This is a genomic window from Duganella fentianensis, assembly GCF_964031615.1.
GTDB lineage: Bacteria > Pseudomonadota > Gammaproteobacteria > Burkholderiales > Burkholderiaceae_D > Rugamonas > Rugamonas fentianensis_A.
On sequence record NZ_CAXIQN010000003.1, the window covers coordinates 196,275 to 218,988 of the forward strand.

The 22,714-nt window shown below is 61.6% G+C and carries 24 protein-coding genes; 3 read left to right on the forward strand and 21 right to left on the reverse strand.

Annotation, left to right across the window (positions count from 1 at the left end; all coding sequences use genetic code 11):
• The first annotated feature begins 26 nt into the window (after window positions 1–26).
• Window positions 27–3,005, forward strand: a complete 2,979-nt coding sequence (locus tag ABNT42_RS01680; protein ID WP_348693156.1) for a DUF4982 domain-containing protein — start codon at window positions 27–29, stop codon at window positions 3,003–3,005.
• A 668-nt stretch (window positions 3,006–3,673) separates the two neighbouring features.
• Window positions 3,674–3,979 carry a metalloregulator ArsR/SmtB family transcription factor gene (locus ABNT42_RS01685; protein WP_348693159.1) on the forward strand — a complete coding sequence of 102 codons (306 nt, stop codon included), beginning with the start codon at window positions 3,674–3,676 and terminating at the stop codon, window positions 3,977–3,979.
• Window positions 3,980–4,006: 27 nt separating this feature from the next.
• On the opposite strand, the gene trxC is transcribed toward ABNT42_RS01685, so the two are convergent.
• From trxC to ABNT42_RS01705, 4 genes are read right to left on the reverse strand one after another with little or no spacing between them, the layout of a single operon-like run.
• Entirely contained in the window at window positions 4,007–4,438 is a 432-nt protein-coding gene (trxC, locus tag ABNT42_RS01690; protein WP_348693161.1) for a thioredoxin TrxC, read from the reverse strand.
• 11 nt (window positions 4,439–4,449) lie between these two features.
• Window positions 4,450–4,659, reverse strand: coding sequence for a DUF2892 domain-containing protein (locus ABNT42_RS01695; protein WP_348693291.1), 210 nt, complete (start codon window positions 4,657–4,659; stop codon window positions 4,450–4,452).
• Between the two features lie 42 nt (window positions 4,660–4,701).
• Window positions 4,702–7,959: an efflux RND transporter permease subunit gene (locus tag ABNT42_RS01700; protein ID WP_348693166.1), complete on the reverse strand. Its 3,258-nt coding sequence runs from the start codon at window positions 7,957–7,959 to the stop codon at window positions 4,702–4,704.
• Between the two features lie 13 nt (window positions 7,960–7,972).
• A complete protein-coding gene (locus ABNT42_RS01705) occupies window positions 7,973–9,049 on the reverse strand; it encodes an efflux RND transporter periplasmic adaptor subunit (protein WP_348693169.1) in 1,077 nt (358 codons plus the stop codon).
• Between the two features lie 109 nt (window positions 9,050–9,158).
• Here ABNT42_RS01705 and ABNT42_RS01710 point away from each other — a divergent pair, with 109 nt between their 5' ends.
• Window positions 9,159–9,494: a metalloregulator ArsR/SmtB family transcription factor gene (locus tag ABNT42_RS01710; protein WP_348693172.1), complete on the forward strand. Its 336-nt coding sequence runs from the start codon at window positions 9,159–9,161 to the stop codon at window positions 9,492–9,494.
• 27 nt (window positions 9,495–9,521) lie between these two features.
• On the opposite strand, the gene ABNT42_RS01715 is transcribed toward ABNT42_RS01710, so the two are convergent.
• The 17 genes from ABNT42_RS01715 to soxC all read right to left on the reverse strand — a co-directional run bounded on the left by ABNT42_RS01715 (window position 9,522) and on the right by soxC (window position 22,654).
• Window positions 9,522–10,517 carry a rhodanese-like domain-containing protein gene (locus ABNT42_RS01715; RefSeq protein ID WP_348693174.1) on the reverse strand — a complete coding sequence of 332 codons (996 nt, stop codon included), beginning with the start codon at window positions 10,515–10,517 and terminating at the stop codon, window positions 9,522–9,524.
• Between the two features lie 27 nt (window positions 10,518–10,544).
• On the reverse strand, window positions 10,545–11,186 hold the full coding sequence (locus tag ABNT42_RS01720) for a hypothetical protein (RefSeq protein WP_348693177.1): 642 nt from the start codon (window positions 11,184–11,186) through the stop codon (window positions 10,545–10,547).
• Window positions 11,168–11,407, reverse strand: a complete 240-nt coding sequence (locus ABNT42_RS01725; protein ID WP_348693179.1) for a hypothetical protein — start codon at window positions 11,405–11,407, stop codon at window positions 11,168–11,170. Before ABNT42_RS01725 ends, ABNT42_RS01720 begins: the two co-directional genes overlap by 19 nt.
• 24 nt (window positions 11,408–11,431) lie before the next feature.
• Window positions 11,432–12,034 (reverse strand): DUF6691 family protein, encoded by a 603-nt coding sequence (locus ABNT42_RS01730; RefSeq protein ID WP_348693182.1) that lies wholly within the window; start codon window positions 12,032–12,034, stop codon window positions 11,432–11,434.
• Window position 12,035: 1 nt separating this feature from the next.
• Window positions 12,036–12,554, reverse strand: a complete 519-nt coding sequence (locus ABNT42_RS01735; RefSeq protein ID WP_348693185.1) for a YeeE/YedE thiosulfate transporter family protein — start codon at window positions 12,552–12,554, stop codon at window positions 12,036–12,038.
• A gap of 27 nt (window positions 12,555–12,581) precedes the next feature.
• Complete coding sequence (locus ABNT42_RS01740; protein ID WP_348693188.1) at window positions 12,582–13,688, reverse strand: YeeE/YedE family protein; 1,107 nt, start codon at window positions 13,686–13,688, stop codon at window positions 12,582–12,584.
• Window positions 13,689–13,755: 67 nt separating this feature from the next.
• Entirely contained in the window at window positions 13,756–14,181 is a 426-nt protein-coding gene (locus tag ABNT42_RS01745) for a DsrE family protein (protein WP_348693191.1), read from the reverse strand.
• A 44-nt stretch (window positions 14,182–14,225) separates the two neighbouring features.
• Window positions 14,226–15,197 carry an MBL fold metallo-hydrolase gene (locus ABNT42_RS01750; RefSeq protein ID WP_348693194.1) on the reverse strand — a complete coding sequence of 324 codons (972 nt, stop codon included), beginning with the start codon at window positions 15,195–15,197 and terminating at the stop codon, window positions 14,226–14,228.
• 2 nt (window positions 15,198–15,199) lie between these two features.
• Window positions 15,200–15,607 carry a hypothetical protein gene (locus ABNT42_RS01755; protein ID WP_348693197.1) on the reverse strand — a complete coding sequence of 136 codons (408 nt, stop codon included), beginning with the start codon at window positions 15,605–15,607 and terminating at the stop codon, window positions 15,200–15,202.
• A 26-nt stretch (window positions 15,608–15,633) separates the two neighbouring features.
• A complete protein-coding gene (locus tag ABNT42_RS01760; protein ID WP_348693200.1) occupies window positions 15,634–16,143 on the reverse strand; it encodes a heme-binding protein in 510 nt (169 codons plus the stop codon).
• Window positions 16,140–17,864, reverse strand: a complete 1,725-nt coding sequence (gene soxB, locus ABNT42_RS01765) for a thiosulfohydrolase SoxB (RefSeq protein WP_348693202.1) — start codon at window positions 17,862–17,864, stop codon at window positions 16,140–16,142. The genes ABNT42_RS01760 and soxB overlap by 4 nt, the downstream gene beginning before the upstream one ends.
• 27 nt (window positions 17,865–17,891) lie before the next feature.
• Window positions 17,892–18,506 carry a sulfur oxidation c-type cytochrome SoxX gene (gene soxX, locus ABNT42_RS01770; RefSeq protein WP_348693205.1) on the reverse strand — a complete coding sequence of 205 codons (615 nt, stop codon included), beginning with the start codon at window positions 18,504–18,506 and terminating at the stop codon, window positions 17,892–17,894.
• 30 nt (window positions 18,507–18,536) lie between these two features.
• Window positions 18,537–19,337: a sulfur oxidation c-type cytochrome SoxA gene (gene soxA, locus ABNT42_RS01775; protein WP_348693208.1), complete on the reverse strand. Its 801-nt coding sequence runs from the start codon at window positions 19,335–19,337 to the stop codon at window positions 18,537–18,539.
• Window positions 19,338–19,370: 33 nt separating this feature from the next.
• Window positions 19,371–19,682 carry a thiosulfate oxidation carrier complex protein SoxZ gene (gene soxZ / locus ABNT42_RS01780; protein ID WP_348693211.1) on the reverse strand — a complete coding sequence of 104 codons (312 nt, stop codon included), beginning with the start codon at window positions 19,680–19,682 and terminating at the stop codon, window positions 19,371–19,373.
• A 45-nt stretch (window positions 19,683–19,727) separates the two neighbouring features.
• Entirely contained in the window at window positions 19,728–20,183 is a 456-nt protein-coding gene (soxY, locus tag ABNT42_RS01785) for a thiosulfate oxidation carrier protein SoxY (protein WP_348693213.1), read from the reverse strand.
• Between the two features lie 57 nt (window positions 20,184–20,240).
• The gene (locus tag ABNT42_RS01790) at window positions 20,241–21,317 is read right to left on the reverse strand and encodes a c-type cytochrome (RefSeq protein ID WP_348693217.1); all 1,077 of its coding nucleotides are present in this window, start codon (window positions 21,315–21,317) and stop codon (window positions 20,241–20,243) included.
• Complete coding sequence (gene soxC, locus ABNT42_RS01795) at window positions 21,317–22,654, reverse strand: sulfite dehydrogenase (RefSeq protein WP_348693219.1); 1,338 nt, start codon at window positions 22,652–22,654, stop codon at window positions 21,317–21,319. Before soxC ends, ABNT42_RS01790 begins: the two co-directional genes overlap by 1 nt.
• Window positions 22,655–22,714 lie beyond the last annotated feature (60 nt).

Below are 22,714 nucleotides of genomic sequence, written 5' to 3' on the forward strand. Positions count from 1 at the left end.
GTGGATGTCGATCGAATAGGATACTTATGTCAGCCACACGTGAGCGCCTGTCCTGCTGGGCCAGGATAACGCCAGCCCTGCTCTGCGCGGCCATGCTGTCAGTGCCATTGCCTGGGCAAGCCAGCGAGGTATGGAACTTCAATCTGGACTGGCGCTTGATGGTGGGCGATCCGGTCGGCGCAGCCGAACCGTCGCATGCCGATGGCGGCTGGCAGGCCGTCAGCTTGCCACGCGCATGGAATGAAGACGATGCATTTGGCAAGGATATCGTCGAGCACCGTACCGGCATTGCCTGGTATCGCAAACATTTCACACTCCCGCCCGGCGCACGCGCCAAAAAAGTGTTTCTGGAATTTGAAGGCGCACGCCAGTCCGCCGAGGTGTACCTCAACGGCAAGCGGCTAGGCCTGCATGAAAACGGCATCACCGCCTTTGGTTACGATCTCACTGCAGCGCTAGTCGACGGCGACAACGTGGTGGCCGTGCGCACCGATAACCGCTGGGATTATCGCGAAGTCGCCAGTGCCCAGCGCTATCAGTGGTCCGACAAGAATTTCAATGCCAACTATGGCGGTCTGCCCAAGAATGTGCGCCTGCACATCGCCGACAAGCTGTATCAGACTCTGCCGCTGTTCTCGTCGCTGGGCACCAGCGGCGTGTATGTGTATGCGCGCGACTTCAATATTGCTGGCCGCAGCGCCACCATCAGCGCCGAATCGCAGGTGCGCAACGAATACGACAGCGCCCGTACCTTCAGCTATGAAGTCACGCTGCGCGACGCCAATCAGCGGGAAGTGGCCCGATTCAGTGCGCCGCCGCGCACGCTGCAAGCAGGGGAAACCGGCGTGGTGGTCGCCAGCGCGCCAGTACAGGGCCTGCACTTCTGGAGCTGGGGCTATGGCTATCTGTATCAGGTTGAAACGGCGCTCAAGGTCGATGGTCAGGTGGTGGACCGGGTGCAGACCCGCACCGGTTTCCGTAAAACCGACTTCAGTCAGGGCATGGTCAGGCTCAACGACCGCGTGCTGCAACTGAAAGGCTATGCGCAGCGTACTTCCAACGAATGGCCGGCCATCGGCATGTCCGTGCCGGCCTGGCTAAGCGACTATAGCAACGGGCTGGCACTGGCCAGCAACGCCAACCTGATACGCTGGATGCACATCAGCCCATGGAAGCAGGATGTCGAATCGCTCGACCGTCAGGGCCTGCTGCAGGCAATGCCCGCCGGCGACTCCGAGGCCGATGTAACGGGACGCCGCTGGGAACAGCGCTTGCAGGTGATGCAGGACGCCATCATCTACAACCGCAACAATCCTAGTGTCGTGTTCTACGAAGGCGGCAACAAGGGCATCAGTGCCGCGCATATGCGCGAGATACGCGCACTGCGTGACCAGTACGACCCGCATGGCGGCCGTGCCGCCGGCAGTCGCGAGATGCTCAGTCAGGCTCTACAGGACGTGGCCGAGTACGGTGGCGAGATGTTGTACATCAATAAGAGCGCGCGCATCCCGATGTGGGCCATGGAGTATGCACGCGACGAGGGTGCGCGCAAGTTCTATGACGCGTACTCGCCGCCCTACCACACCGATGGCGATGGCCCCTTATACAAAGGGCAGCCGGCGGCAGCGTACAACCGCAATCAGGATAGCCATGCGATCGAGAATGTGCGGCGCTGGTATGACTACTGGCGCGAGCGGCCCGGCACGGGCACGCGGGTATCGTCGGGCGGCGTCAATATCATTTTCTCGGACAGTAATACCCATCACCGCGGCGCGGAAAACTATCGGCGTAGCGGCGAAGTCGATGCCATGCGGCTCCCCAAGGATGGCTATTATGCGCATCAGGTGATGTGGGATGGCTGGGTGGATGTCGAACGTCCCCGCCTGCATATCCTCGGCCACTGGAATTACCAGCCGGGCATCGTCAAACCCGTCAGCGTGATCTCGAGCGCCGAGCGGGTTGATCTCTACCTGAACGGCAAGCGGCTGGGCAGCGGCAAGCAGAGCGCGCGCTTCCTGTTCAGCTTCGATGCCGTGCAGTGGCAGCCGGGCCAGCTCAAAGCGATCGGCTACGATGCCCACGGCAAGCAGGTCTGCCAGCAGGTGCTGGCCAGCAGCGGCGCGCCGGCCGCGCTGAAACTGAGCGTCACCACGGCGCCCAAAGGCTGGCAGGCCGACGGCGCCGATCTGGCGCTGGTACAGGTGGAAGTGGTGGACGCCAAGGGGCAGCGCAATCCGGTGGCGCTCGACAAGGTGCGTTTCGAGCTGGACGGGCCTGCCGAGTGGCGTGGCGGCATTGCCCAGGGGCCCGATAACTATGTTCTGGCGCGCGAGTTGCCGGTCGAAGGCGGTGTCAATCGGGTGCTGTTGCGCAGCACCCGGCAGGCCGGCCAGATCGTGCTGCGTGCCAGTGCGGCCGGTCTGAAACCGGCGCAGCTAAGGCTAGACAGCAAACCCGTCGAAGTGCAACAGGGTCTGACACGGCAGATGCCGCACGATGGCTTGCCGCTGAATCTGCAACGGGGGCCGACTCCCGCCACGCCCGCCTACACGACGTCGCGCGTGGCCGTAGCGGTGGTCTCGGCCACGGCAGATAGCAACCAGCCTGCGGCCGCTGCCTCCTATGATGACGATGAAACCACTGCATGGCACAGCGAGGCGGGCCAGAGCGCTGCAATTACTTACCATCTGGCCGCAGCGGCAACGCTGAGCGAAGTAACGCTGAAACTGTCTGGCTGGAAGGAGCGGCGCTATCCGCTGCGCATTAGCGTCGATGGGCAGGAAGTGTACCGGGGCCAGACCGAAGCCAGTCTCGGTTATGTGACCTTGCCACTGAAAGCGCAGCACGGCAGCGCGGTCAGGGTCGAACTGCTAGGCGAGACGGCCGACAGCAACGCTATCCAGCTCAGCGAGGTAGCCCAGCAGGCCAATACCGACACGGGTGCCAACCGTACTCCGCGCGGCGTGTTATCGATCGTTGAAATCGAATTTTACCGGCGGCCGTGATGCCCATCACACGCTTATTGATCCTGTGGCTAACCAGTGCCGCCGCCCGTGCGTCGTTGCTAGGGCGACGGTGGGAGCCTACTTGGGAGGTCCGCCAGAGGGAGAAAAGCGAGTTTTCGGGCTTACAGAACAGTCCGCGACCCTCAAATTGTCCCTCAAAAAAGACAACGGCATCTAATGCACAGTTTCTCATGGCGCCCTCCTTCTAAAATCCTAGCATGCGTAAAGAAGTCGATCATTTCGACTTGCTATACGATCGCTAACTGATGACACACCGGATTGGGCAGATCAAACCCAAATTCTGATCGGATCCATTACGCTAGTGTGGCGCTAGCACTTCTCATACACGCTCAGTGAGCGTAAGCTAACGGACACGTCCACTTGCTGAAAATTTTGCGACGCACCATGACCTCGCCATCCCAACCAGTTCAGCCCGCCGCTATTCTGAGCCTGCAAGGCTACAAGTCCGAGCAGTCCAGCTACAACACAGGAGGCCCACTCCAGTCAGCCAACCTGTACACGTGCAAACGATTAACGGACGCTCTCACAGGTATGGGGCGGCTTGAGCCTGCGGTATGCCAGACCGAGCTTAACCAAGTAGGCCACCACGCGGGACGTTCAGCCCTGATCGGGCAGATAGCGCGCAGGCCACCAACGGAACAGACACCATGATGGACAGCCAAAGCTGCCGCGCGGTTCTCCCGCACATTACGTCACGCCTCAAGGCGCTGGCGCATGAGTCCCGGCTGCTCTTGCTCACCAAGTTGGCAGAAGGCGAATCGGACGTCAGTACGCTAGGACTCGCTTGCAACATCAGCCAGCCGACCCTGTCGCAACAGCTAACCATCTTACGGCGGGCCGGTTTGATCCGTTACCGCCGTATGGGGAAGAACAAGCTGTATCAACTCAGCGATCCCTGCACGCTGAATCTGATACAGCAATTACAAACACTGTTTAAGGTAGCGCCGGAATAAGCTCCGCGCCCGTAACAAAGTCAGGCTTCAATGGCGCGCCGGCAAATACTGGTCCAGCCACTGCAGTAATTGCGCGGCCGACATCGCTCCCGATACCCGCGCAACTTCGACGCCGCGCAGGAACAAGATAGTCGTAGGGATGCTGCGCACGGCAAAGCGCATGCTGGCCTGCGGTGCTGCATCGCTATCGACCTTGATGAAACGTACGGCTGGTCGCTGCGCAGCGGCCTGCGCAAACTGGGGCGCAAAGGTCTTGCATGGGCCACACCACGCGGCCCAGAAATCCACCAGCACGGGCGCTTCGGTACGTGCCAGATAGTGAGCTAGCTGGGCATCGCTCTGCGCAACCGGCTTAGCGGGTGCCAGTTCGACCCCGCACTTGCCACACACAGGCTGCTGTAGCAGGCGTTCGTCCGGCACACGGTTGGTACTCCCGCAATCAGGGCAAACCAGATGCATACTTCCTCCTGTCAGGCTTCCGCCGTAAATCCTGCTTTACGCAATAGACGTTCCATCAGACACCAGCGCGTCACTCCGCTCTGCAACAGGTTCACGCCCACGAAGGCGGTGAACCAGAGCCAGTAAGCACTCTGGAACCACGGGCTGGCACTGCTGCCCAGCGCGAGCGAAATCAGTATAAAGGTTCCCGCGATTACGCGGGTTAGCTGCCATGCAGTCATCATCATTCCTTTCGTTGTGAACTCGGTTATGTGCGCCCACCGTCAACGCTGACGGTAGGTGCGGTAATACAGCAAGGGAATCACCACCAGCGTCAGCACGGTGGAGACCAGTATGCCGAAGATCAGCGAAATCGCCAGACCATTGAAGATGGGATCATCGAGTATGAAGAAGGCGCCCGCCATGGCGGCCAGCGCCGTCAGCGCTATGGGCTGGGCCCGGGTTGCCGCTGAATGCACCACGGCTTCGCTCAGCGCCACGCCTTCGCGCACCTGCAATTCGATAAAGTCGACCAGCAGTATGGAGTTGCGCACGATGATGCCGGCCAGCGCGATCATGCCTATCATCGAGGTCGCCGTGAACTGGGCACCCAGCAGCGCATGGCCCGGCATCACCCCGATGATGGTCAGTGGTATGGGGGCCATGATCACCAGCGGGGTACGATAGGAACCGAACTGGGCTACCACCAGCAGGTAGATCAGAATCAGCCCTACCCCGTAGGCAGCGCCCATATCGCGGAAAGTCTCATAGGTAATCTGCGATTCGCCGTCCCACTTGAGCGACACCGCCCGATACGGGTCGCTGGGCGGGCGGATAAAGAATTCCTGCAACTGGCCGCCAGCCACCGCCAGCCCGGCGATGGCGCTGCGCATGCTGGCCAGTCCGTATAGCGGACTGTCGAGCCCCTTGAACTGGCCGCTGGTTCCCTCTGGCACCGAGGCCATATCGGCAAACACCATATTTACCGGCAGCAGATCCTTGTGCCAGATGGGCTGATCCTGACTGCCCTGCACCGTGCGCACCAGTTCGCCCACCGGCACCAGCTGGCCGCCATTGCTGCGCACCGCCAGCTGCAGCAGATGACTGCTATCGCCCTGCTGGCTGTCCGGCAGTGCCAGATGGAGCGGCACCGGATACTTGGACTGATCATGCAGATACGTCACATCTTCGCCGGCCAGACCGGCACGCAGAGTGCTGACGATGAGCGCCTGCGGCACGCCGGCAAGCGCGGCTTTCTCGCGGTCCACCAGCAGTTGCTGACGGGGTGCCGTCAGAATATCGGTGCTATCGATATCGACGATGCCACGACTCTGTTCAAACACCTTGCGCACGGCACGCGCGGCAGCCAGCCGGCTGGCATCGTCGGGGCCATACACTTCGGCCACCAGCGGCGCCAGTACGGGCGGGCCGGGCGGCACTTCCACCACTTTCACCCGTCCGCCCCGGGCCTGCGCGATGCGCTGCAGCGCCGGCCGCACACGGGTGGCAATCGCATGGCTCTGCAAGCTGCGCTGGTGCTTGTCCACCAGATTCACCTGAATATCGCCCAGTTCGCCGCCAGTGCGCATATCGTACTGGCGCACCAGGCCGTTGAAATTGATGGGCGCCGCCGTACCCGCATAGATCTGCCAGTCCTGTACCTCGGGCACTTGCGCCAGCACGGCCGACATCTCCTGCAGTACGCTGGCAGTGCGTTCCAGCGGCGTACCGGCCGGCATGTCCAGCACCACCTGAAACTCCGATTTATTATCAAACGGCAGCATCTTCAGCACCACCAGCTGGCTCACCGGCAGCAACAGCGACAGCACGATCAGCCCCAGTATCGCGGCCCATAGTTTGAGCCGCTGGGCATGACCCCGCTGCACATCGAGGAAGGGACGGAAGATACGGGCAAACCACGGCTGCAACTTGCTGCCCAGTCCGGCACCGGCGACATGCGCACCGTCTTTCAGCCAGCGCTGCGCCAGCCACGGCGTGAGGACGAAGGCAATGCTGAGCGAAATCAGCATGCCCATCGACGCATTGATAGGAATCGGGCTCATATACGGGCCCATCAGGCCGCTGACGAAGGCCATCGGCAGCAGCGCCGCAATCACGGTCAGGGTGGCGAGGATGGTGGGGCCGCCCACTTCATCGACGGCTGCCGGAATAATCTCCCGCAGGCTCAAGTCCGGCTTGAGGGCACGGTGGCGGTGGATGTTTTCCACTACCACGATGGCATCATCGACCAGTATCCCGATCGAGAATATCAGCGCAAACAGCGAGACACGATTCAGGGTAAAGCCCCAGGCCCACGAAGCAAATAACGTTGCCGTCAGCGTCAGTGCCACGGCGACGCCGACGATCAGGGCTTCACGCCGGCCCAGTGCCAGAAACACTAGCGCCACCACCGAGGCAGTGGCAAACAGCAGCTTCTGGATCAGCTTGCGCGCCTTGTCGTTGGCCGTCTCGCCATAATTGCGGCTGACACTAACTTCGACACCGGCCGGTATCACGGTATTGCGCAATTGCTCGACCCGCGCCAGCACGGCATGGGCCACCTCGACGGCATTCTCGCCCGCCTTCTTGGTAATCGCCAGCGTCACCGCATCGACTTCCTGCGCCTGCTTGTCCGCGCCGCGCTGGCCGTACCAGACCTGCCGGCTAGGAGGCAAAGCCCCATCCCGCACTTGCGCCACATCGCGCAGATACACGGGATGGCCATTGCGCACCGTCAGCACCAGCGCCGCCACTTCCTCCGCGCTGCTGAGGAAAGGACCGGCTTGTAGCTCCACCGCCTGATCGGCTGCCACTATCTGCCCTAGCGGCACGCCCAGATTGGCGGACTGCAACACGGCGCGCAGATCGGCCACCGTAATGCCGGCCGAGCGCATGTGCCCGGCATCGAGCTCAATCCGGATCGCGCGGCCGGGGCCACCGATGGTGCTGACATCGCGCGTACCCGCCACCCGCTTCAATTCGGCCTCCATGGCATGCGCTACCTGTTCCAGTTCCGCCGTGGTGGGGGCACTGGCGGCAGCGGCCGCTGCGCCGTGCAGCGTCAGCGTCACCACCGGCACATCATCGATGCCCTTGGTTCGGACCACCGGCTCGCCCACACCCAGTTGCGGCGGCAGCCAGTTGCGGTGCGCCGCAACCGTGTCATGCAGGCGCACAATCGCATCATTACGCGACACGCCCACTTTGAACTGTATGGTCAGCAGGGCGGCGCCGGTACGCGAGACCGACATCACATGCTCGACCCCGGGCATGCGCGAGAACACCTGCTCGGCCGGACCGGCCACCGCCTGTTCCACCTGCTTGGGCGAAGCGCCGGGGAATGGCACCAGCACATTGGCCATGGTGACATCGATCTGCGGCTCTTCTTCACGCGGCGTGACCAGTACGGCAAACCCCCCCAGCAGCAAGGCCACCAGCGCCAGCAAGGGCGTGATGCTGGCGTTCAGAAAGAAGGCGGCAATACGGCCTGAAATCCCCAGTGCGGGGCTGGACGTTGGCGACTCGTGTGACATCCGATTCATGGCAGCGCTCCGCTCAAGGCTGGCCAGCCTGGGCGGCCAGCACTGGATCGAGTGCCACCAGCTCACCGGCACGCAGGCCGGCCAGCACTTCCACCTGATCCCCCGCCGCTGCGCTACGCTGCCCCAGTCTGATCTGGCGCAAACGCGCTGCACCACCGGGCTGTACCACGTAGACGGCATGCAGTTCACCCCGCACCACCAGCGCGCTACGGGGCACAGTGAGGCCGGCCGGTGCGGTCTGATCGGCCGCATTCAAGGGCAGACTCACCCGTCCATACTGGCCCGGCACAAGACGCGGCGAGGCCGCTGGCAGATCGATGCGCACGGTGGCACTGTGGGTCGCCGCATCGAGTGCCGGCATCAGCACCGTTGCGCCGCCCGCCAGATGCCGGCCAGCCAGCTCGATACTGGCAGCCTGCTGCAGATCCAGCCGCGCTGCCACCGATTCGGGAACCTGCGCCACCAGCCGCAAGGCGGCCGGATCATACACGGTCAGCAGGGGCAGGCCCGGGCTGGCCATATCGCCCAGACTCACCAGCAGCTGCGCTACCCAGCCGGAGAATGGCGCCTTGACAGTGTAATAGTCGGCCTGCACGGCGCTACCGGCGGCCTGCGCCGTCAGTGCCCGTACCTGTGCCTCGATCGACTGGAAATCAGCCTGGGCCCGTTCGTAAGCTGCTTTGCTGAGGAAATTCTGCTGATGCAGCCGCTGCGAGCGCTCGTAATCGCCCCGTGCCGCCGCCAGCATGGCCTGCGCCTGCGCCAGTTGGGCCTGACTGCCGGCCAGTTGCTGGCTGGCGGCACTCTGGTCCAGCCGCAGCAGCACCTGTCCCGCCTGCACATAATCGCCGGCCTTGACGTTCAGCGCCACGACCCGCCCCTGCACCTGGGCGGCCAGTCGGGCATCACGCACGGCTTCTACCGTGGCATCGGCCGTAAAACGCTGACTGGCGTTGGCCGGTTGCACAATTGCCACAGCTAATTTGGCCGCTGGCGCAGCCATTGCTGGCGCCATCCATGCGGCCGCCGCCGCTAGCAGCCCTGCTTGCAGAGCACGCACAAAACTGACTTTTTTGCCACTTGCCGTCATCGCCTTACTCCCGGATTCATTTACGGAATAAGTATATAACTACATAGTTATGAACGCAAGTACGAATTTATGCTATGATTTAACCATCGACTTAAACCAGAGAGCTATCGTGGAAGCACTCGATACCCAGGCACTGGAACAGGTGGCCGATTATTTTCGCGCCCTGTCGGAACCATTGCGCCTGAAATTACTGAATGCTCTGCGCGACGGGCCGCTGAATGTCAGCGAACTGACGGCGCGGGTAGGATCCAGTCAGGCCAATGTGTCCAAACATCTGGCGCTACTGACCAAGTTCGGTCTGGTCACGCGTGAATCGCGCGGCACCAGCGCCTACTACCACATCGGCGATATCCGCACATACCAGCTGTGCGATCTGGTGTGTGGCCAGATTGCCCAGCGCCTGCTGGAGCAGGCGCGCGGCATGGCCAGCTTCCATCCTGACTAGGCGGGACCGGGCGCCCCGCCCGCCACCTCAATTAAGCGGCACAGCCCCCGTCAGCGGCTGCTTCTCCATGGTCCATTCATGCAGCGAACCGTCGTACAGACGCACCGCCGTATTGGCCAGCAATTCCGACATCACAAACCACGGGCCGGACGACAGATGGCCGCTATTGCAATAGCTGATCGCAGGCGCACTGCTATCGATACCCTGCCCTGCCAGCAAACCACGGTAGGTATTCGCGCTCATGAACTTGAGCGCGCCACCATCGGACTTCATCAACAGCTCGGTCGGGAACAGTCTGGCGCCCTCGATATGGCCATAGCCGGCCACGTAGTCACGCTTGACCAGCCCGTGATAGCTTTTCAGATCGCGCGCATCGACCAGACTGGCGCTGTGCTGCGCCGCTGCCTGGCGCACCTCGGCCGTGCCGGCGAAGTAGCGCGCCGTGCGATCAGCCAGCACACGCCAGTTGCCGGTCTTGGCGGCCTGCTTGTCCAGTGCATAGGCGCGCCCTTCCAGCAGCCACGCGGCCATGCCACCATCGAGTACGGCGATGTTGTCCTCACCGTAGACTTTGAACTGCCAGTACATGCGTAGCGCATCATTGACTTCGCCGATGTCGGTCGCGGGCGACATAAGCACGATCGCTTTGCCAGCATGCACGCCCAAGCTCTGCACCAGCTTGGCGAAATCGGCCGCCTCGGGGATCATGTATTTGATCTTCTGGCCATCGATCATGCGGTCCGTGCGCATCAGCTTTGCGTCCAGCAACTGTGCTCCGGCAATATGCCCGCCCACTTCCTGCAAGATTTTTTTGCCCGTCTTGGCATCCGTCTCTATTTCCGGCTGGGCGCTAAAGCTGGCCGGATTGCTGCGCACATCGATCAGCTGCACTTCGTCCAGATGGCTGGCCAGCCAGGCTGTACTGACTACTGGCCCCGGCAATGTGGCAGCATGCAGCAGACCTGCAGCAGCTGTCAGCAGACAGTTCAGACCCAGCAGGGCAATTTGTTTTACTGATTTCATCATGACTCCTTCAAAACGGGGGTTATTTCAAGCTGCCGCCAGATCTGCGCCGGCTAGCCGGTTAGCCAGACTGGCATCGCAGGTGCTCAGCACGTCGACGCTGCGCAGTTCGAAACGCTGCTCGAGCGACAGGCCACCATCGATGGCGGCCAACGCCGCATCGCGCTGTTGCAGCAGTTCAGTGATTTCTCCCTGAAACAGCTGCACCATGGCGCTGAGCCAGCGCGCCACCGGCGCCAGCCTGCCACGGCTATGCCAATGCAGCTGGGGCAGCTGCGCCTGCAAGCTAGGCGCAGCACACCAGCGCTCACCTGTTACCCAGCGATTGGTGGTGAACCAGCGTAACGGTAGGCCGTGCTGGTCGAGCGCCAGCGCGACCAGATGGGAATAGGCCGGCGTTATGCCATCCGCATGTTCGACAAATAGATGGAAATGCCCATGCTCCTGGCGCGGCGTACAGGATGAGGCATGACCGTGGTAAAAGAAGCGGGTACGCTGCGCCTGCGCTACCACGTCGGAACGCGGATAGTGACGGTAGGCCTCATAGCGGCGCGCCCCTGCCAGTGCCGCCGTGGCCAGATTCGTGCCGGCCTGCAGATACTGCAGCGGCACTTCGATGGCCTGTTGCAGCGCTGCGCCCTGCGCCAGTGCTACTTCTTGGGAGCACATGGGTTGGCCGGTGCGCATGGCGCTTCTGCAGCTTTTTTCTTCTTTTTCTTAGCCGGGCCACAGGGGTTGGCCGGTGCGCAAGGATTACTCTGCTTGCCCTTGGCTTCCTCGCTGGCCGCCGGTCTGCTGGCCGCGCTCTGCGCCAGCAGCGCCGGCGCAGCGCTGGCCAGCGCCGCCGCCACCATCAGTTGGGATAATTTTTGCGCCAATTGCGTCGACATAGTGTGCCTTTCCTAGAAAAATAATCACTCGTGGCCAGGCATCGCCTGCACCGCCGTGACGGGACCCTGACCGCGCTGCTCGAAGCGGCGCGCCAGCATGAAAATCAACACCAGCATGGCCAGCATAGCGAGCACGGCCAGCCCGGGAGTAATCCCCCAGATCTCGCTCAGGCTATCGCCACTTTCCACCTCGCCAGCCGCCATCAGCGACTCTAGTGCCGGTCCATAACTGAGGGCAAACACGCCCGTACCCAGTACTATGCCGGCAAGGAACATCAAGGCATCCAGCCGGCCCGAACACAGTCCCACCACCGAAGTACCGGGGCAATAACCGCCCACGGCGAAACCGGCGCCCACCAGCACCCCGCCTACGGCCGCAGCCACCAGCAACGAGGACGGGACAAACACGTTTGCCATATCGATCCAGCCCAGACTTTGCAGCAGCACCAGCCCGCCGGCCGCGACCACGATGGCGGTAAACATCACTTTCAGCACCGACCAGTCGGTAAAGCGGAATTGCGCGGTCAGCTTCGCTGGGCTGCCGAAACCGGCATTTTCCAGCACAAAGCCGAACAGCAAACCGCACAGCAGACCGGAAACCGGCGTACTCAGTTCGAAGCCTGCCATCTCATACTCCTTTGATTAGCCGCTGCATGATGATGCCGGCGATGAAAAAAGCTGCCAGAAACACGAAGGCCGATACGGCCAGCGTGGCCGCCCCCGACAGCCCCAGCCCGCTGGTGCAACCGGCCGCCACCCGCGCGCCAAAGCCTGCTGCCGCCCCACCGGCGAGTGCGGCTACCAGCCGGCGACGCGGCCCTACGGCGCGGCTGGCATCGATCTGCCAGGCAAAGCGGCCTGCCAGCCGCGCCGCCAGCAAGGCACCGAAGGCCACCCCTAGCACCTGCCAGCTGATCCACGACGCCAGCGGATTTCCCTGTGTCATCGGGCCTAGATAAGCATTGGCCTGGGTCGCAGCCGGTGCCGCCTGCATGCCCAGAAAAGCTGTCAGACGGGTCGTGGCGCCAGTAGCGCCCAGCCCGTGTCCGGTCAGCACAAAGGTCAGCAGCAGCACCAGCCCCAGCGCAATACCGGCCACCAGTGGTGGCCAGAACGGTTTGACGTTCCCGCTTGTTGGTAAGGACATATCGCCTCCTTGCAATAAAAAATCTGTTTAGGGCGCTTTGAAGACGTCACCGCTGGCAGCCGCTGCGGCAGCCGCCGCCTGTGCTGCGCCATGGTCAAGCAAGCGATCAGTGATGCCAGCCCCTAGCCACATGCCGATCAGCGCCAGCCACGAGGTGAGCGCAAATATCGCCCCGCCCGTCAGGCCGGAACCCACCGCACAGCCGCCGGCCAGCATGGCGCCAAAGCCCATCAGAACCGCGCCGATGATGTAGCGTCCCATGCTGTAGCCATCGCGGAAGCCTTCCAGCTTCAGATCCTTCCCCAGCCAGGCCCCCAGGAAGGAACCGATAAACACGCTGGGCAGCAGACCGAAGTCGAAAGTCAGCGGCATCTGCGGAGTCGACAGTATGCGCATCAGCCACTCGGCCGATGGACCGCTGAAGGTGATGCCCTGCATGGCGACGATTTCAAAGGAATTGCTGGCCACGCTGTAGGTGTACCACCACGCCAGCGCCACCGACAGGCCAGCGCCTATGCCACCCAACCACTTCCAGATGGTGCCGCCGCTGCGCAGCGAGAACACCAGTGCGGCCACCATCCAGACCAGCCCGAACAGCAGCCCGCCCCAGTGGCCCACGCCGGCCAGCCCCAGCAAGTCACGGGCACCGCCACCGGGCACTGTCCACCAGCTACTGATGGTGGCGCGCAGTGGCGCCAGCGCGCCCGAAAGCGAAGCTTGTGCCGCCACGGCAAACACCAGTCCGGACAGCAAAGCGCGCAGATTGCCATTGGCTGACAGGATCAGCAAGCGGCTGGCACAGCCACGCGTGAGGATCATGCCGATGCCAAACAGTAGGCCACCGGCGATTGCGCCGGACAGACTGCCCGTATTGGCCAGCTGACGGGCCGAACTGAGATCGACGTAATGGCCGAGTATGAGCAACTGGATCGCCACCACGGCCGTAGAGAACGCCAGCAGCCAGACGGACAATTTCTCACCGAAACGGTGGTTCCAGAATTCGATCACTGCGGCACGCAGACAGAAACGGGAGCGCTGGGCGGAAAATCCGAACAGCAGGCCGATCAAGGCGCCGCCCGCACTGAGCACCTTCGCTTCGCCGTAGTGTTCGATCAGGGCAGCAAAATCCAGCATCACTCTATTCCATGCAGCCAGTCTGGCCGCGCTAGCATTACAGTCGGGTTGGGGGACACAACAACACTCAGGGCTTCAGATAGGCATAGCCTTCTTCGATCTGCAGCCGTGCCACTTCGGCCACACCGGAGGGCACGATGCTGGCTTCGGGCAGCAGACGGGCTTTGTCGATCTTGCGGCTGGTCAGGGTGTTATTGCAGACGCGGAATTCCACCTTGCGTGCCGCCAGTTCCTGGACCGCGATGTCATATGGATTACCGTTCTTGTCGACCGCGCCTTCCAGCAAAAAATCGATGCCCGGGCCATGGGTGACAAACACGATCTTGGCACGTGGACTCTGATCCAGATGGTTGCGCGCATTGCGCAGGGCCGCTGCCGCGTTGCTGCTGTCGCTAACGTGGTAAATCACTTTTTCCTGGCGTTCGGCGGCCGGCGCAACGGCCATCACACCGGCCAGCAACAGCGCCACACACAGCAGATAAAGCTTTTTCATAGGTTTCCTTTCGGGCAGTGGTCGTGCAGATCAACGGAACAGGGTCACTGTCCCAGACTTTCCTTCTCCATCAACAGATAGGTGCCATAGGCATTCAGCCGGTTGGCCGCCTGAAACGCCGGCAATTGGGCAAACGGCGACCAGTCGGTCTGCTGATAGGCTTCCTCAAAACTGCGCATCTCCTGTACGGCCTGCCCCATGTGCAGGCGCAGATATTCCAGATAGGTTTTGGTCAGTTCGATATCGCGCCGCGTATCGCTGGACGCAGTACCATGGCCGGGGATCACCAGCCTGGGCTTGATTTCCTGCAGGATGCCCAGTGTCTGCAGCCAGACGCGGCTATCGGCACTGCCGACGAAGGGCACCCGGCCAGAGAAATAGATATCGCCGGCAAACAGCACGCCTTCGTTCTCCACCAGCAGCAGCACATCTTCCGGTGAATGGGCGCCGCTGCTATCGATGATCTGGAAGCGGGTCTGACCGAGCGTAAAGGGAATACTGCGCCGGCTGGTAAAGTCCAGCCAGCGATCGGCTGCCACCACCTGAGTCTGCTCATCCACCCACGGGTACAGCTCGGCACGCCGCTGGGCCAGCCGCTGCTGGGCCAGATCGGAACTCAGATACAGCTGGCCAGCCTGATGGGCGATGATCTCGGCGCCGATAGCACGGAAAGCCTGCAAGCCATAGATATGGTCGGCATGGTAGTGCCCCACCACCACCGTGCGGATAGGCTGGCTGGTGACGCGCCGGATCGCCTCTATCATGGCCACGCCCAGCGCCGGGGTAGCCAGCGCGTCGTACACCACCACCCCCTGCTCGGTCACCACAAAGCCGGCATTCGACATAAAGCCCTTGTTGGCCGCACTGGCCACGCCCGCTTCGCCTTTGAAATAATACACATGGGGGCTGACCTGTATCGGCTCCAGCCGCAAGCCATCGGCCACTGGCGCAGCAGCAGCCCGTCCCGCCCACAACAAGGCGAGGAAAGCGAGTATGCGCAAGATAGGCTGGCCCATGCTTAGCGCCCCTTGGCCGCAGCGGCCTGCTGCAAGCGCTGTTCCAGATAGGCCCCGTAGAAGCCGGCCTGATCGAGTCCGCGCAAAGGCTCGGCAACGGGCTGCATGGCCGCATCAAGAAACAGTAAGGTAGGAAAGAAATTGACATGCATACGTTTCAACCACTCCTTGACACTGACGCTACTGCCATCGAGCTGGCGCAGGCTGGACACCTGATCTGACTCCAGTTCGCGGATTAGCCACGGGCGCCCCGCTTCGCTGCGCGCCAGCGGCAGCAGATAGTGCAAACGCACTTCGCGGCAATAGGCACAATCGCTACGCGATACCAGCAACACCAGCACGCTGCCCTGCTGGCGCAGTGTTGCCGCCGCTTCCTGTAAGTTCGCCAATGCTGGCAGTTCAGTCTGCATATTTTTCAATCTGCATAGCGCCCAGTCTAATCGAGTTCAAGCGCATCTTGTATCGCACGGATACCTGCCTGGGCACAGGCTTCATCCAGCTCGCCACCCGGCGCACCGGACACGCCGATGCCACCCACGATGCTACCGGTGGCGCGTATCACCAGCCCACCGCCCACCATGGCCACATTGGGTAGCTGGCGGATGCCGCTGCTGGACTGGTCATACGCCGTCACTTTCACCAGTTCGGTGGTGGCATTCTTGAAGCTGATAGCCGTCCACGCCTTGCGCGTTGCCGCTTCCGGCGCATGCATGCCGGCCAGAGCATCGCGCAGCATGACCAGCGGTACACCGGAACGATCCAGCACGGCCACGGCCACCAGTGCCCCACGCTGGCGGCACTCGGCCAGCGCGCTCTGGGCGGCCACCAGCGCCGCATCGAAGCTGAGCACACTGACCTTGTCGAGCGCGCGCAACTCGGCCGCCTGCACCGGCGCCGCCCCCATGCCGGCCAGCGCCAGCAATGCAGCGATCAGATGGCGCTTCATGCTGCCATCCCCGGATTGCCTTCCATGCCGATAATCTTAGGCTGGTTCAGCTTGCGCGGCTTGATCACAGGATGGGCTTGCAGATAGGTTTCCATCACCTCCCAGATCGGCGCCCCCTGCACACCTTCGGCCACGGGTGCCCAGCCTGCCACCTTGTAAGTCTTGTCAGCCTCGATCGCCTTGCCGTTGAGGCTCATGTTATTGATGCGCGCACCCGCTTTGGCATTCGGCGTACACGAATACTGCAGACCGCCGACCCGCACCATATCGCCGCCCTGCTGGAAGTAGGGATCGGGATTGAACAGGTTGTCGCACACGTCTTCCAGGATGGTCTTGATGGTAGTGCCGCTCATTTCCGTCAAGGTGGTGGCCGGATAGGTAATCGCCACCTGATCCATCAGATGCTCGCGCGTGATGGCCTGCCCCGGCAGGATGGTGGTGCCCCAGCGGAAACCGGGCGAAAACGCGATATCCGCGCCCTTCACTTCCATCAGCGCGTCAACGATCAGCTGATCCCACGATCCGTTGAAATTGCCACGGCGGTAAAGCAGACCTTCGCTGACCGCGAGCTTCTGTTCCAGCTTGCCCTTGTACGGCGCCCTGACCCGCTCGATCAGCGCCTGCATCTCGGCATCGGCTGGCAGCAGATTGGAGAACACTGGCAGCAAGCGGTACTGGAAGCCCTGCACGGCACCGGCACGCACATCGAGATCGAGCACGGCGAGGAACTTGCCGTTGGAGCCGGCGTTGGTGACCAGCGTCTGTCCCTTGGCATTTTTTACCACGATAGGGGCCGGCACGCCGTCGTGGGTGTGGCCACCCATGATGGCGTCGATGCCCGTCACGCGCGAGGCCATTTTCAGATCCACATCCATGCCGTTATGGGACAGTACGATGACCGCCTGCGCCCCCTTGGCGCGCGCTTCGTCCACCACCTTCTGCATGTTTTCGTCCTGTATGCCGAACGACCAGTCCGGCACCATATAGCGCGGATTGGCAATCGGCGTATAGGGGAATGCCTGACCGATGATGGCCACCGGCACGCCCTGCATTTCGCGCATCACATACGGTTCGAACACCTGATCGCCGAAGTCGGTGGTCTTGACGTTCTGCGCCAGAAAATTGATCTTGCCCTTGAAGTCCTGCTCGATGATCTGTTGCACGCGCTGGGCACCGAGGGTAAATTCCCAGTGCGGGCTCATCAGGTTCACTCCCAGCAACTTACAGGCATCTACCATATCCTGCCCGTTGGTCCACAGCGCCGTGGCCGAGCCCTGCCAGGTATCGCCACCATCCAGCAGCAGCGCGTGGGGACGGCTGGCGCGCACCTGCTTGATCAGCGTGGCCAGATGGGCAAAGCCGCCTATCTTGCCGTACTGGCGAGCGGCCTGCTCGAATTCCAGATAGCTGAACGCATGTGCGCTGGCCGTGTGGGCCGGAATCTTGAACTGCTTCAGCAAAGCCTCGCCGACCAGATGGGGCGGCTTGCCATAGGCCTGCCCTATGCCCAGATTGACGTTAGGCTCGCGGAAATAAATCGGCATTAGCTGCGCATGGCAGTCCGTAAAATGCATGACGCTGACATTGCCGAACTTGGGCAGATCGTATAGATGCTCGGCCGCACCGGGCTGGGCCGCCAGAACGGCTTTGCTGCCCAGTGCCATGCCGCCGGCACTGGCCACCGCCAGCACCTGCATAAACTCGCGACGACTGATACTCATAGAACCTTCCTCGCCCTGCTGGGACGCTTACTGGTTGACGGGCGACTGCGGATCGAGCAGCAGTGCCATCACATCTTTCATCTGCTGCTCGCTGAGGATGCCGGCGGCACCATAGCGTGGCATGACGGAACAGGCATTCACCGCATGCGAGCTATACAGTTTGCTCCACGTATAGCGCACAATGGCCTCGGTCGGGCCGCCGCGCAGCTTGCCGTATTCCGCCAGACTGGGGCCGATATTGCCGTATGCAATTTCGCTCTTGGTGATCTGGTGGCAGGCATAGCAGTTGCCGCCATTGACGGTCTTGGCATCATCGGAAAACTGTAGGCCACGACCGTTCTGGGCGATCTTCTCGCCCTCTTTCCAGTCGCCCAGATAATTGCCGTCGGCCGGGTGTTTGACGGCCGCCATTTCAGCCTTCTCCAGTTTGGCCCGCACTTTGGCAGGTAACGGCTTGGTGGCATAAGTCGAGCAGATTTTCTGCAACTCGCTCTGCTCAAGCCGGTCCAGCTTGGCGATGCCTTTTTCGGCAAACGACGCTTTGAAATTGGCCAGATCATCGGCGCTGGCGGGCAGGCAGGTCAGGCCGGTACTGAGTGCCAGCAGAACGCCAGCCTTGGATAGGATGCTAGGGTTGCTCATGATCGCTCTCGCTTCAGGTAGGCTGCATGGTTATCGTTTCAGCGCTGGCGCATCCATCGCGCCGCCCTTGGCCATCACCCCGAGAAAAGTGATCAGGTCGATCGAGGTGAGGGAACCGTATTGCAGATCGGGGAAACGCTGCTGGCGGAAGCAGTCATTCATGCGCCACTGCATGGTGCGCACAGCACCCTGACTGACCCGGTAGGCCGGCCACGTAGCAAAAGCTTTCTGCGCCTGCGCCGGATTCTGCAGATTGGGCAGATCCTGCAGGCGGATACGCTTGCCATCGGCGCCATGGCAGGAGGCACAACTGAAATCAAACGGCCCGCCACGGTAATAGAACGCTTTCTGGCCACGCGCGTACGCCGCCTTCTCCTTGGCATGCTGCTGCGGCACATTGATCTTGTAGCCGCGCGACTCGGCTACCGCGTAGGCAGTCAGCGCTTCCAGATCAGTGGCTCGTTCGCCTTGCGCCGAATAGGGCTGGCGCACCACGTCCGAGCGGCTAAAACCCTGCTGGGTCACCATGCAGTGCACCAGACGGGACTCGAAATCCAGCACCGCATCGACATCCTTGAAATAGCGCGGCAGTTCGGCATACGCGCCCTTCAACACGCCGGGGCCCTTGCCGAAGTCGCACTGCTCGAGCGAGACATTATTCGGCCCGCGCTTGCTACTCCATAAGGCTTCGCCCTGCGCTTCCACCAGTTCGGCCGGATTACCATCGGCCAGCATGGCACGGTACTTGGCGATTTCGTCGGAAGCCGACTGGGCGCCAGCATTGGCCGCCCCCAGCGCCAGCAGGCATACACTGAGAATTCTTGCGTTCATAGCAGTCCCGTCAGAAGAAGGTTAGCCTGCAGTTCAGGCGATGGTGGCTTCGTCGCTACGGCTATCACCCTTGTTATCAACCCAGCTCACCTGGATTTTCTCGCCTTTGGCACCGCCCTTGAATTTAAAGGCGAGGAAGGGATTCTGCGAAACTGACTGACCCCACAGGCACTGCAGCACCAGCTTGCCGGCGCAGGTGGCTTTGACTTCCTTGATGAAGTGAGCGGGCACGATCTTGCCGGCGCTATCTTTACGCATACCGCCTTCCATCGGGTGGGCCATCAGTACTTTTACTTCAGTCGTGCCATTGTTATGGTTTGCACGGATTTTCATCGGATCTGCCATGGTGTTCTCCTGATTATTCTGTTCAGTTGGGCTGACGTAGCGCGCTTAACCGCCGCAACCACCCAGCGTGACTTTGGTTTCCTTGGTGGCGCTATACAGCTTGCCGCCCGCTTTCACCACGACCAGCACATTGGTGCTCTGGCCCATCTTCAGACGGGTCTGCACCATAGGCTCGGTATCGGCCGGTATCATGAATACGGCCGCCATCGGGTTGGGATTCTTTTCCACGAACAGATAGATTTCGCTGGCACCGGCCAGCGACGTGCTGACGGAGACAGGCACCACCGCTCCATTCTCGGCAATATCCGGCGTGGTGATGGTGATGTCCTTGCTATCGGCAGCCGTGCCACCCAGCACTTTCAGAGCGTCGGCCAGATTCTTCGCATCGAAGCCGCTCTGGACCTCGGCCGCCAGCACCGCCTCGGCGGAAATCACCCCCGCTGCTATCAGTATTCCGAATGCACCAGCTGATTTCAGCAGCGCGCGACGATTGGTATCCATAAAGTCTCCTAGTTAGCTAATCAGATTGTTACTGCGGGTGATACGGTTCAGCTTCCACTACTGCGCACCGGCCATCAGCCAGGCGGCGATGGCTTTCAGTTCTGCCTCCTTGAGCTGGCTCTGCGGCGGCATAGGCACTGCGCCCCAGACAGCGGTGCCGCCGGCTTTAATTTTGCCCATCAAGTAGGCCTCACCATCGGCACGGCCACGGTACTTGGCCGCCACTTCGTTGAAACCGGGCCCCACCACTTTGTTCTTCAGCCCGTGGCAGGCCGTGCAGGAATTCTTGTTGAGCAGAGCTTTCACATCGGGACCGCTGGCAGCGGCGGCAGGCTTCTTACTGTCTGCCTTACTGTCTACCTTATTCTCGGCCGGCGCCACAGTTTTGAAAGGCTGTGGTGGACGGGTGGTATCAGCTCCCCGTACTGCCCCGATCACGCGATTCTGCTCGGACAAATTACCGTGCGCATTGCGGGCAAAGTCAGGCAGTGCCGAACTGACTTGCTCGATCGGGCAATCGTGCATACAGGCCACGTTCTTCACATCGGGCTTGCCATTGGTCAGCCACAGCCCGTCGAACTTGACCAGCCCGTTACGGTTAGGCAGTTTCTGCTGTACCTGGGCGATGTTCTCGTCGGACAAGGTAAAGTCGGACGGCACTACGCCGCTCAGATTCATGATGTAGGCCACCACCGCATACACCTCATCAGGCTTGAGCGATTTGGGCGCCGTCCATGGCATAGCGCGATTGATGTAGTCCCACATGGTGGAGATACGGGCCAGCTTCATCATGGTGGTCTTTTGCGCCACCCCGCCCTTGGCATTGGCGGCAACGATGCCGCTACGGATATCGTCCGGTGTCGTGCCGCCTACCAGCGGCGGGAACACTTCGTTGAGTTCACCGAAACTGCCATGGCAGCTGGCGCACTTGCCTTCCCAGATCTGCTCGCCCTGCGTCACCGAACCGCGTCCCTTCGGCAAGCCTTTGAAGTCGCCGCGCACATCGATGTCCCAGGCTTGTACTTCAGCCGGTGTGGCCGCACGCCCGATGGCTTGCCACGGTTTATCTTCCGCCTGCGCACTACCGAAGACCAGCAGTCCCAGCAAAGCCGCTTGCAAGAGTTCCTTTTTCATCAAGACACCTGTACGTTGGAGACTTCGCCATTGGCATGCACTTGCCACGACTGGATAGCGTTGTTGTGATAGATGGACTTGGTGCCGCGCACCGCCCGCAACTGGCTGATCTTGGGCTGCACATAGCCGGTTTCGTCGATCGCCCGGCTTTGCAGGATGGCCGGTGAACCATCCCACACCCAGTCGATATTGAAGCGTGTCAGCGCCTTCGACAGGATGGGGGTTTCCAGCCGGGCGGTGCGCCAGTTACGCCCGCCATCCATGCTGACATCCACCCGTTTGATCTTGCCGCGGCCGGACCACGCCAGCCCCGTCACGTTGTAATAGCCTTTATCGAGCAGTATCTGGCCACCCGACGGCGAAGTAATCACGCTCTTGCATTCCTGTATCGAGGTGTACTGGCGATGCATACCGTCCGGCATCATGTCGATGTAGTGGATAGTCTCGTCCTTGGTGTCGTAGCGCTGGTCGCCCACCTCGATGCGGCGCAGGTATTTCACCCAGCTCACGCCCTGCACGCCGGGCACTACCAGCCGCAGGGGGTAGCCGTTTTCCGGACGCAGCATTTCACCATTCATGGCCCAGGCCACGATCACATCATCCATGGCCCGCTCAATGCTGATGGTACGGGTCATGCTCGAACCATCGGCTCCTTCGGCCAGCACGTATTTACCCTGCTTCTTATCGTAGCCGCACATTTCCAGCAGGGTCGACAGCAGCACCCCCGTGAATTCGGAGCAGCTCAGCATGCCGTGGGTATATTGCACGGTAGGCAGCGCCACATTGCCCCATTCAGCTCCCGTATTGGCGCCGCATTCGATGAAATGGATGCGCGACACGCTAGGCAGACGCATCAGATCGTCCATGGTGAACACGCGCTGCTCCTTGACCAGCCCGTTGATCATCAGACGATGCTGGCTGGGGTCGATGTCATGCCAGCCCTGATGGTGGCGTTCGAAGTGCAGGCCGCTGGGCGTGATGATGCCGAACAGACCCTGCAAAGGCGTGAAGCTGACCGATGCCTGCGAGACCCTCGTCAGACCGGGGCTCTCGCGCCGCTGCAGGTTCTTTTCCCATTGCGACGGCATGCCGTAGCCCAGTGCCGCCACGGGCTGACCCAGCGTCTTGCTATGGGTAGGCAGTGTCAGGATGGCCGGATCGCCCTGCTCGGGCGCCGCCAGCGCCGCGGCACTGCCGGCCACGCCGGCGCCCATGGCCAGCGCCTTGCCCATGAAATTGCGGCGGGCTTTGCGGGCCTGCTCCAGCGCCGCATCATCGAGAAAGCCTTCAGGCGCTTTAACGATACGACCGATGATCTTTTTCAGTTCTTCAGACACCTGAGCTCTCCCCTTCAGCCTAATTCAATCAGATACGTACATAACTACATACGCATATAA

What these genes read in the sequence shown, in the direction of transcription:
- ABNT42_RS01735 (WP_348693185.1), bottom strand. Translation starts at nt 12,554, where the DNA reads ATGTCCTTACCAACAAGCGGGAACGTCAAACCGTTCTGGCCACCACTG.
- soxY (WP_348693213.1), bottom strand. Translation starts at nt 20,183, where the DNA reads ATGGATACCAATCGTCGCGCGCTGCTGAAATCAGCTGGTGCATTCGGA.
- soxZ (WP_348693211.1), bottom strand. Translation starts at nt 19,682, where the DNA reads ATGGCAGATCCGATGAAAATCCGTGCAAACCATAACAATGGCACGACT.
- soxA (WP_348693208.1), bottom strand. Translation starts at nt 19,337, where the DNA reads ATGAACGCAAGAATTCTCAGTGTATGCCTGCTGGCGCTGGGGGCGGCC.
- ABNT42_RS01755 (WP_348693197.1), bottom strand. Translation starts at nt 15,607, where the DNA reads ATGCAGACTGAACTGCCAGCATTGGCGAACTTACAGGAAGCGGCGGCA.
- trxC (WP_348693161.1), bottom strand. Translation starts at nt 4,438, where the DNA reads ATGCATCTGGTTTGCCCTGATTGCGGGAGTACCAACCGTGTGCCGGAC.
- ABNT42_RS01695 (WP_348693291.1), bottom strand. Translation starts at nt 4,659, where the DNA reads ATGACTGCATGGCAGCTAACCCGCGTAATCGCGGGAACCTTTATACTG.
- ABNT42_RS01705 (WP_348693169.1), bottom strand. Translation starts at nt 9,049, where the DNA reads ATGACGGCAAGTGGCAAAAAAGTCAGTTTTGTGCGTGCTCTGCAAGCA.
- ABNT42_RS01720 (WP_348693177.1), bottom strand. Translation starts at nt 11,186, where the DNA reads ATGTGCTCCCAAGAAGTAGCACTGGCGCAGGGCGCAGCGCTGCAACAG.
- soxB (WP_348693202.1), bottom strand. Translation starts at nt 17,864, where the DNA reads ATGAGTATCAGTCGTCGCGAGTTTATGCAGGTGCTGGCGGTGGCCAGT.
- ABNT42_RS01725 (WP_348693179.1), bottom strand. Translation starts at nt 11,407, where the DNA reads ATGTCGACGCAATTGGCGCAAAAATTATCCCAACTGATGGTGGCGGCG.
- ABNT42_RS01790 (WP_348693217.1), bottom strand. Translation starts at nt 21,317, where the DNA reads ATGAAAAAGGAACTCTTGCAAGCGGCTTTGCTGGGACTGCTGGTCTTC.
- ABNT42_RS01730 (WP_348693182.1), bottom strand. Translation starts at nt 12,034, where the DNA reads ATGGCAGGCTTCGAACTGAGTACGCCGGTTTCCGGTCTGCTGTGCGGT.
- ABNT42_RS01740 (WP_348693188.1), bottom strand. Translation starts at nt 13,688, where the DNA reads ATGCTGGATTTTGCTGCCCTGATCGAACACTACGGCGAAGCGAAGGTG.
- ABNT42_RS01760 (WP_348693200.1), bottom strand. Translation starts at nt 16,143, where the DNA reads ATGAAGCGCCATCTGATCGCTGCATTGCTGGCGCTGGCCGGCATGGGG.
- soxX (WP_348693205.1), bottom strand. Translation starts at nt 18,506, where the DNA reads ATGAGCAACCCTAGCATCCTATCCAAGGCTGGCGTTCTGCTGGCACTC.
- ABNT42_RS01745 (WP_348693191.1), bottom strand. Translation starts at nt 14,181, where the DNA reads ATGAAAAAGCTTTATCTGCTGTGTGTGGCGCTGTTGCTGGCCGGTGTG.
- ABNT42_RS01680 (WP_348693156.1), top strand. Translation starts at nt 27, where the DNA reads ATGTCAGCCACACGTGAGCGCCTGTCCTGCTGGGCCAGGATAACGCCA.
- ABNT42_RS01750 (WP_348693194.1), bottom strand. Translation starts at nt 15,197, where the DNA reads ATGGGCCAGCCTATCTTGCGCATACTCGCTTTCCTCGCCTTGTTGTGG.
- ABNT42_RS01685 (WP_348693159.1), top strand. Translation starts at nt 3,674, where the DNA reads ATGATGGACAGCCAAAGCTGCCGCGCGGTTCTCCCGCACATTACGTCA.
- ABNT42_RS01715 (WP_348693174.1), bottom strand. Translation starts at nt 10,517, where the DNA reads ATGAAATCAGTAAAACAAATTGCCCTGCTGGGTCTGAACTGTCTGCTG.
- ABNT42_RS01700 (WP_348693166.1), bottom strand. Translation starts at nt 7,959, where the DNA reads ATGAATCGGATGTCACACGAGTCGCCAACGTCCAGCCCCGCACTGGGG.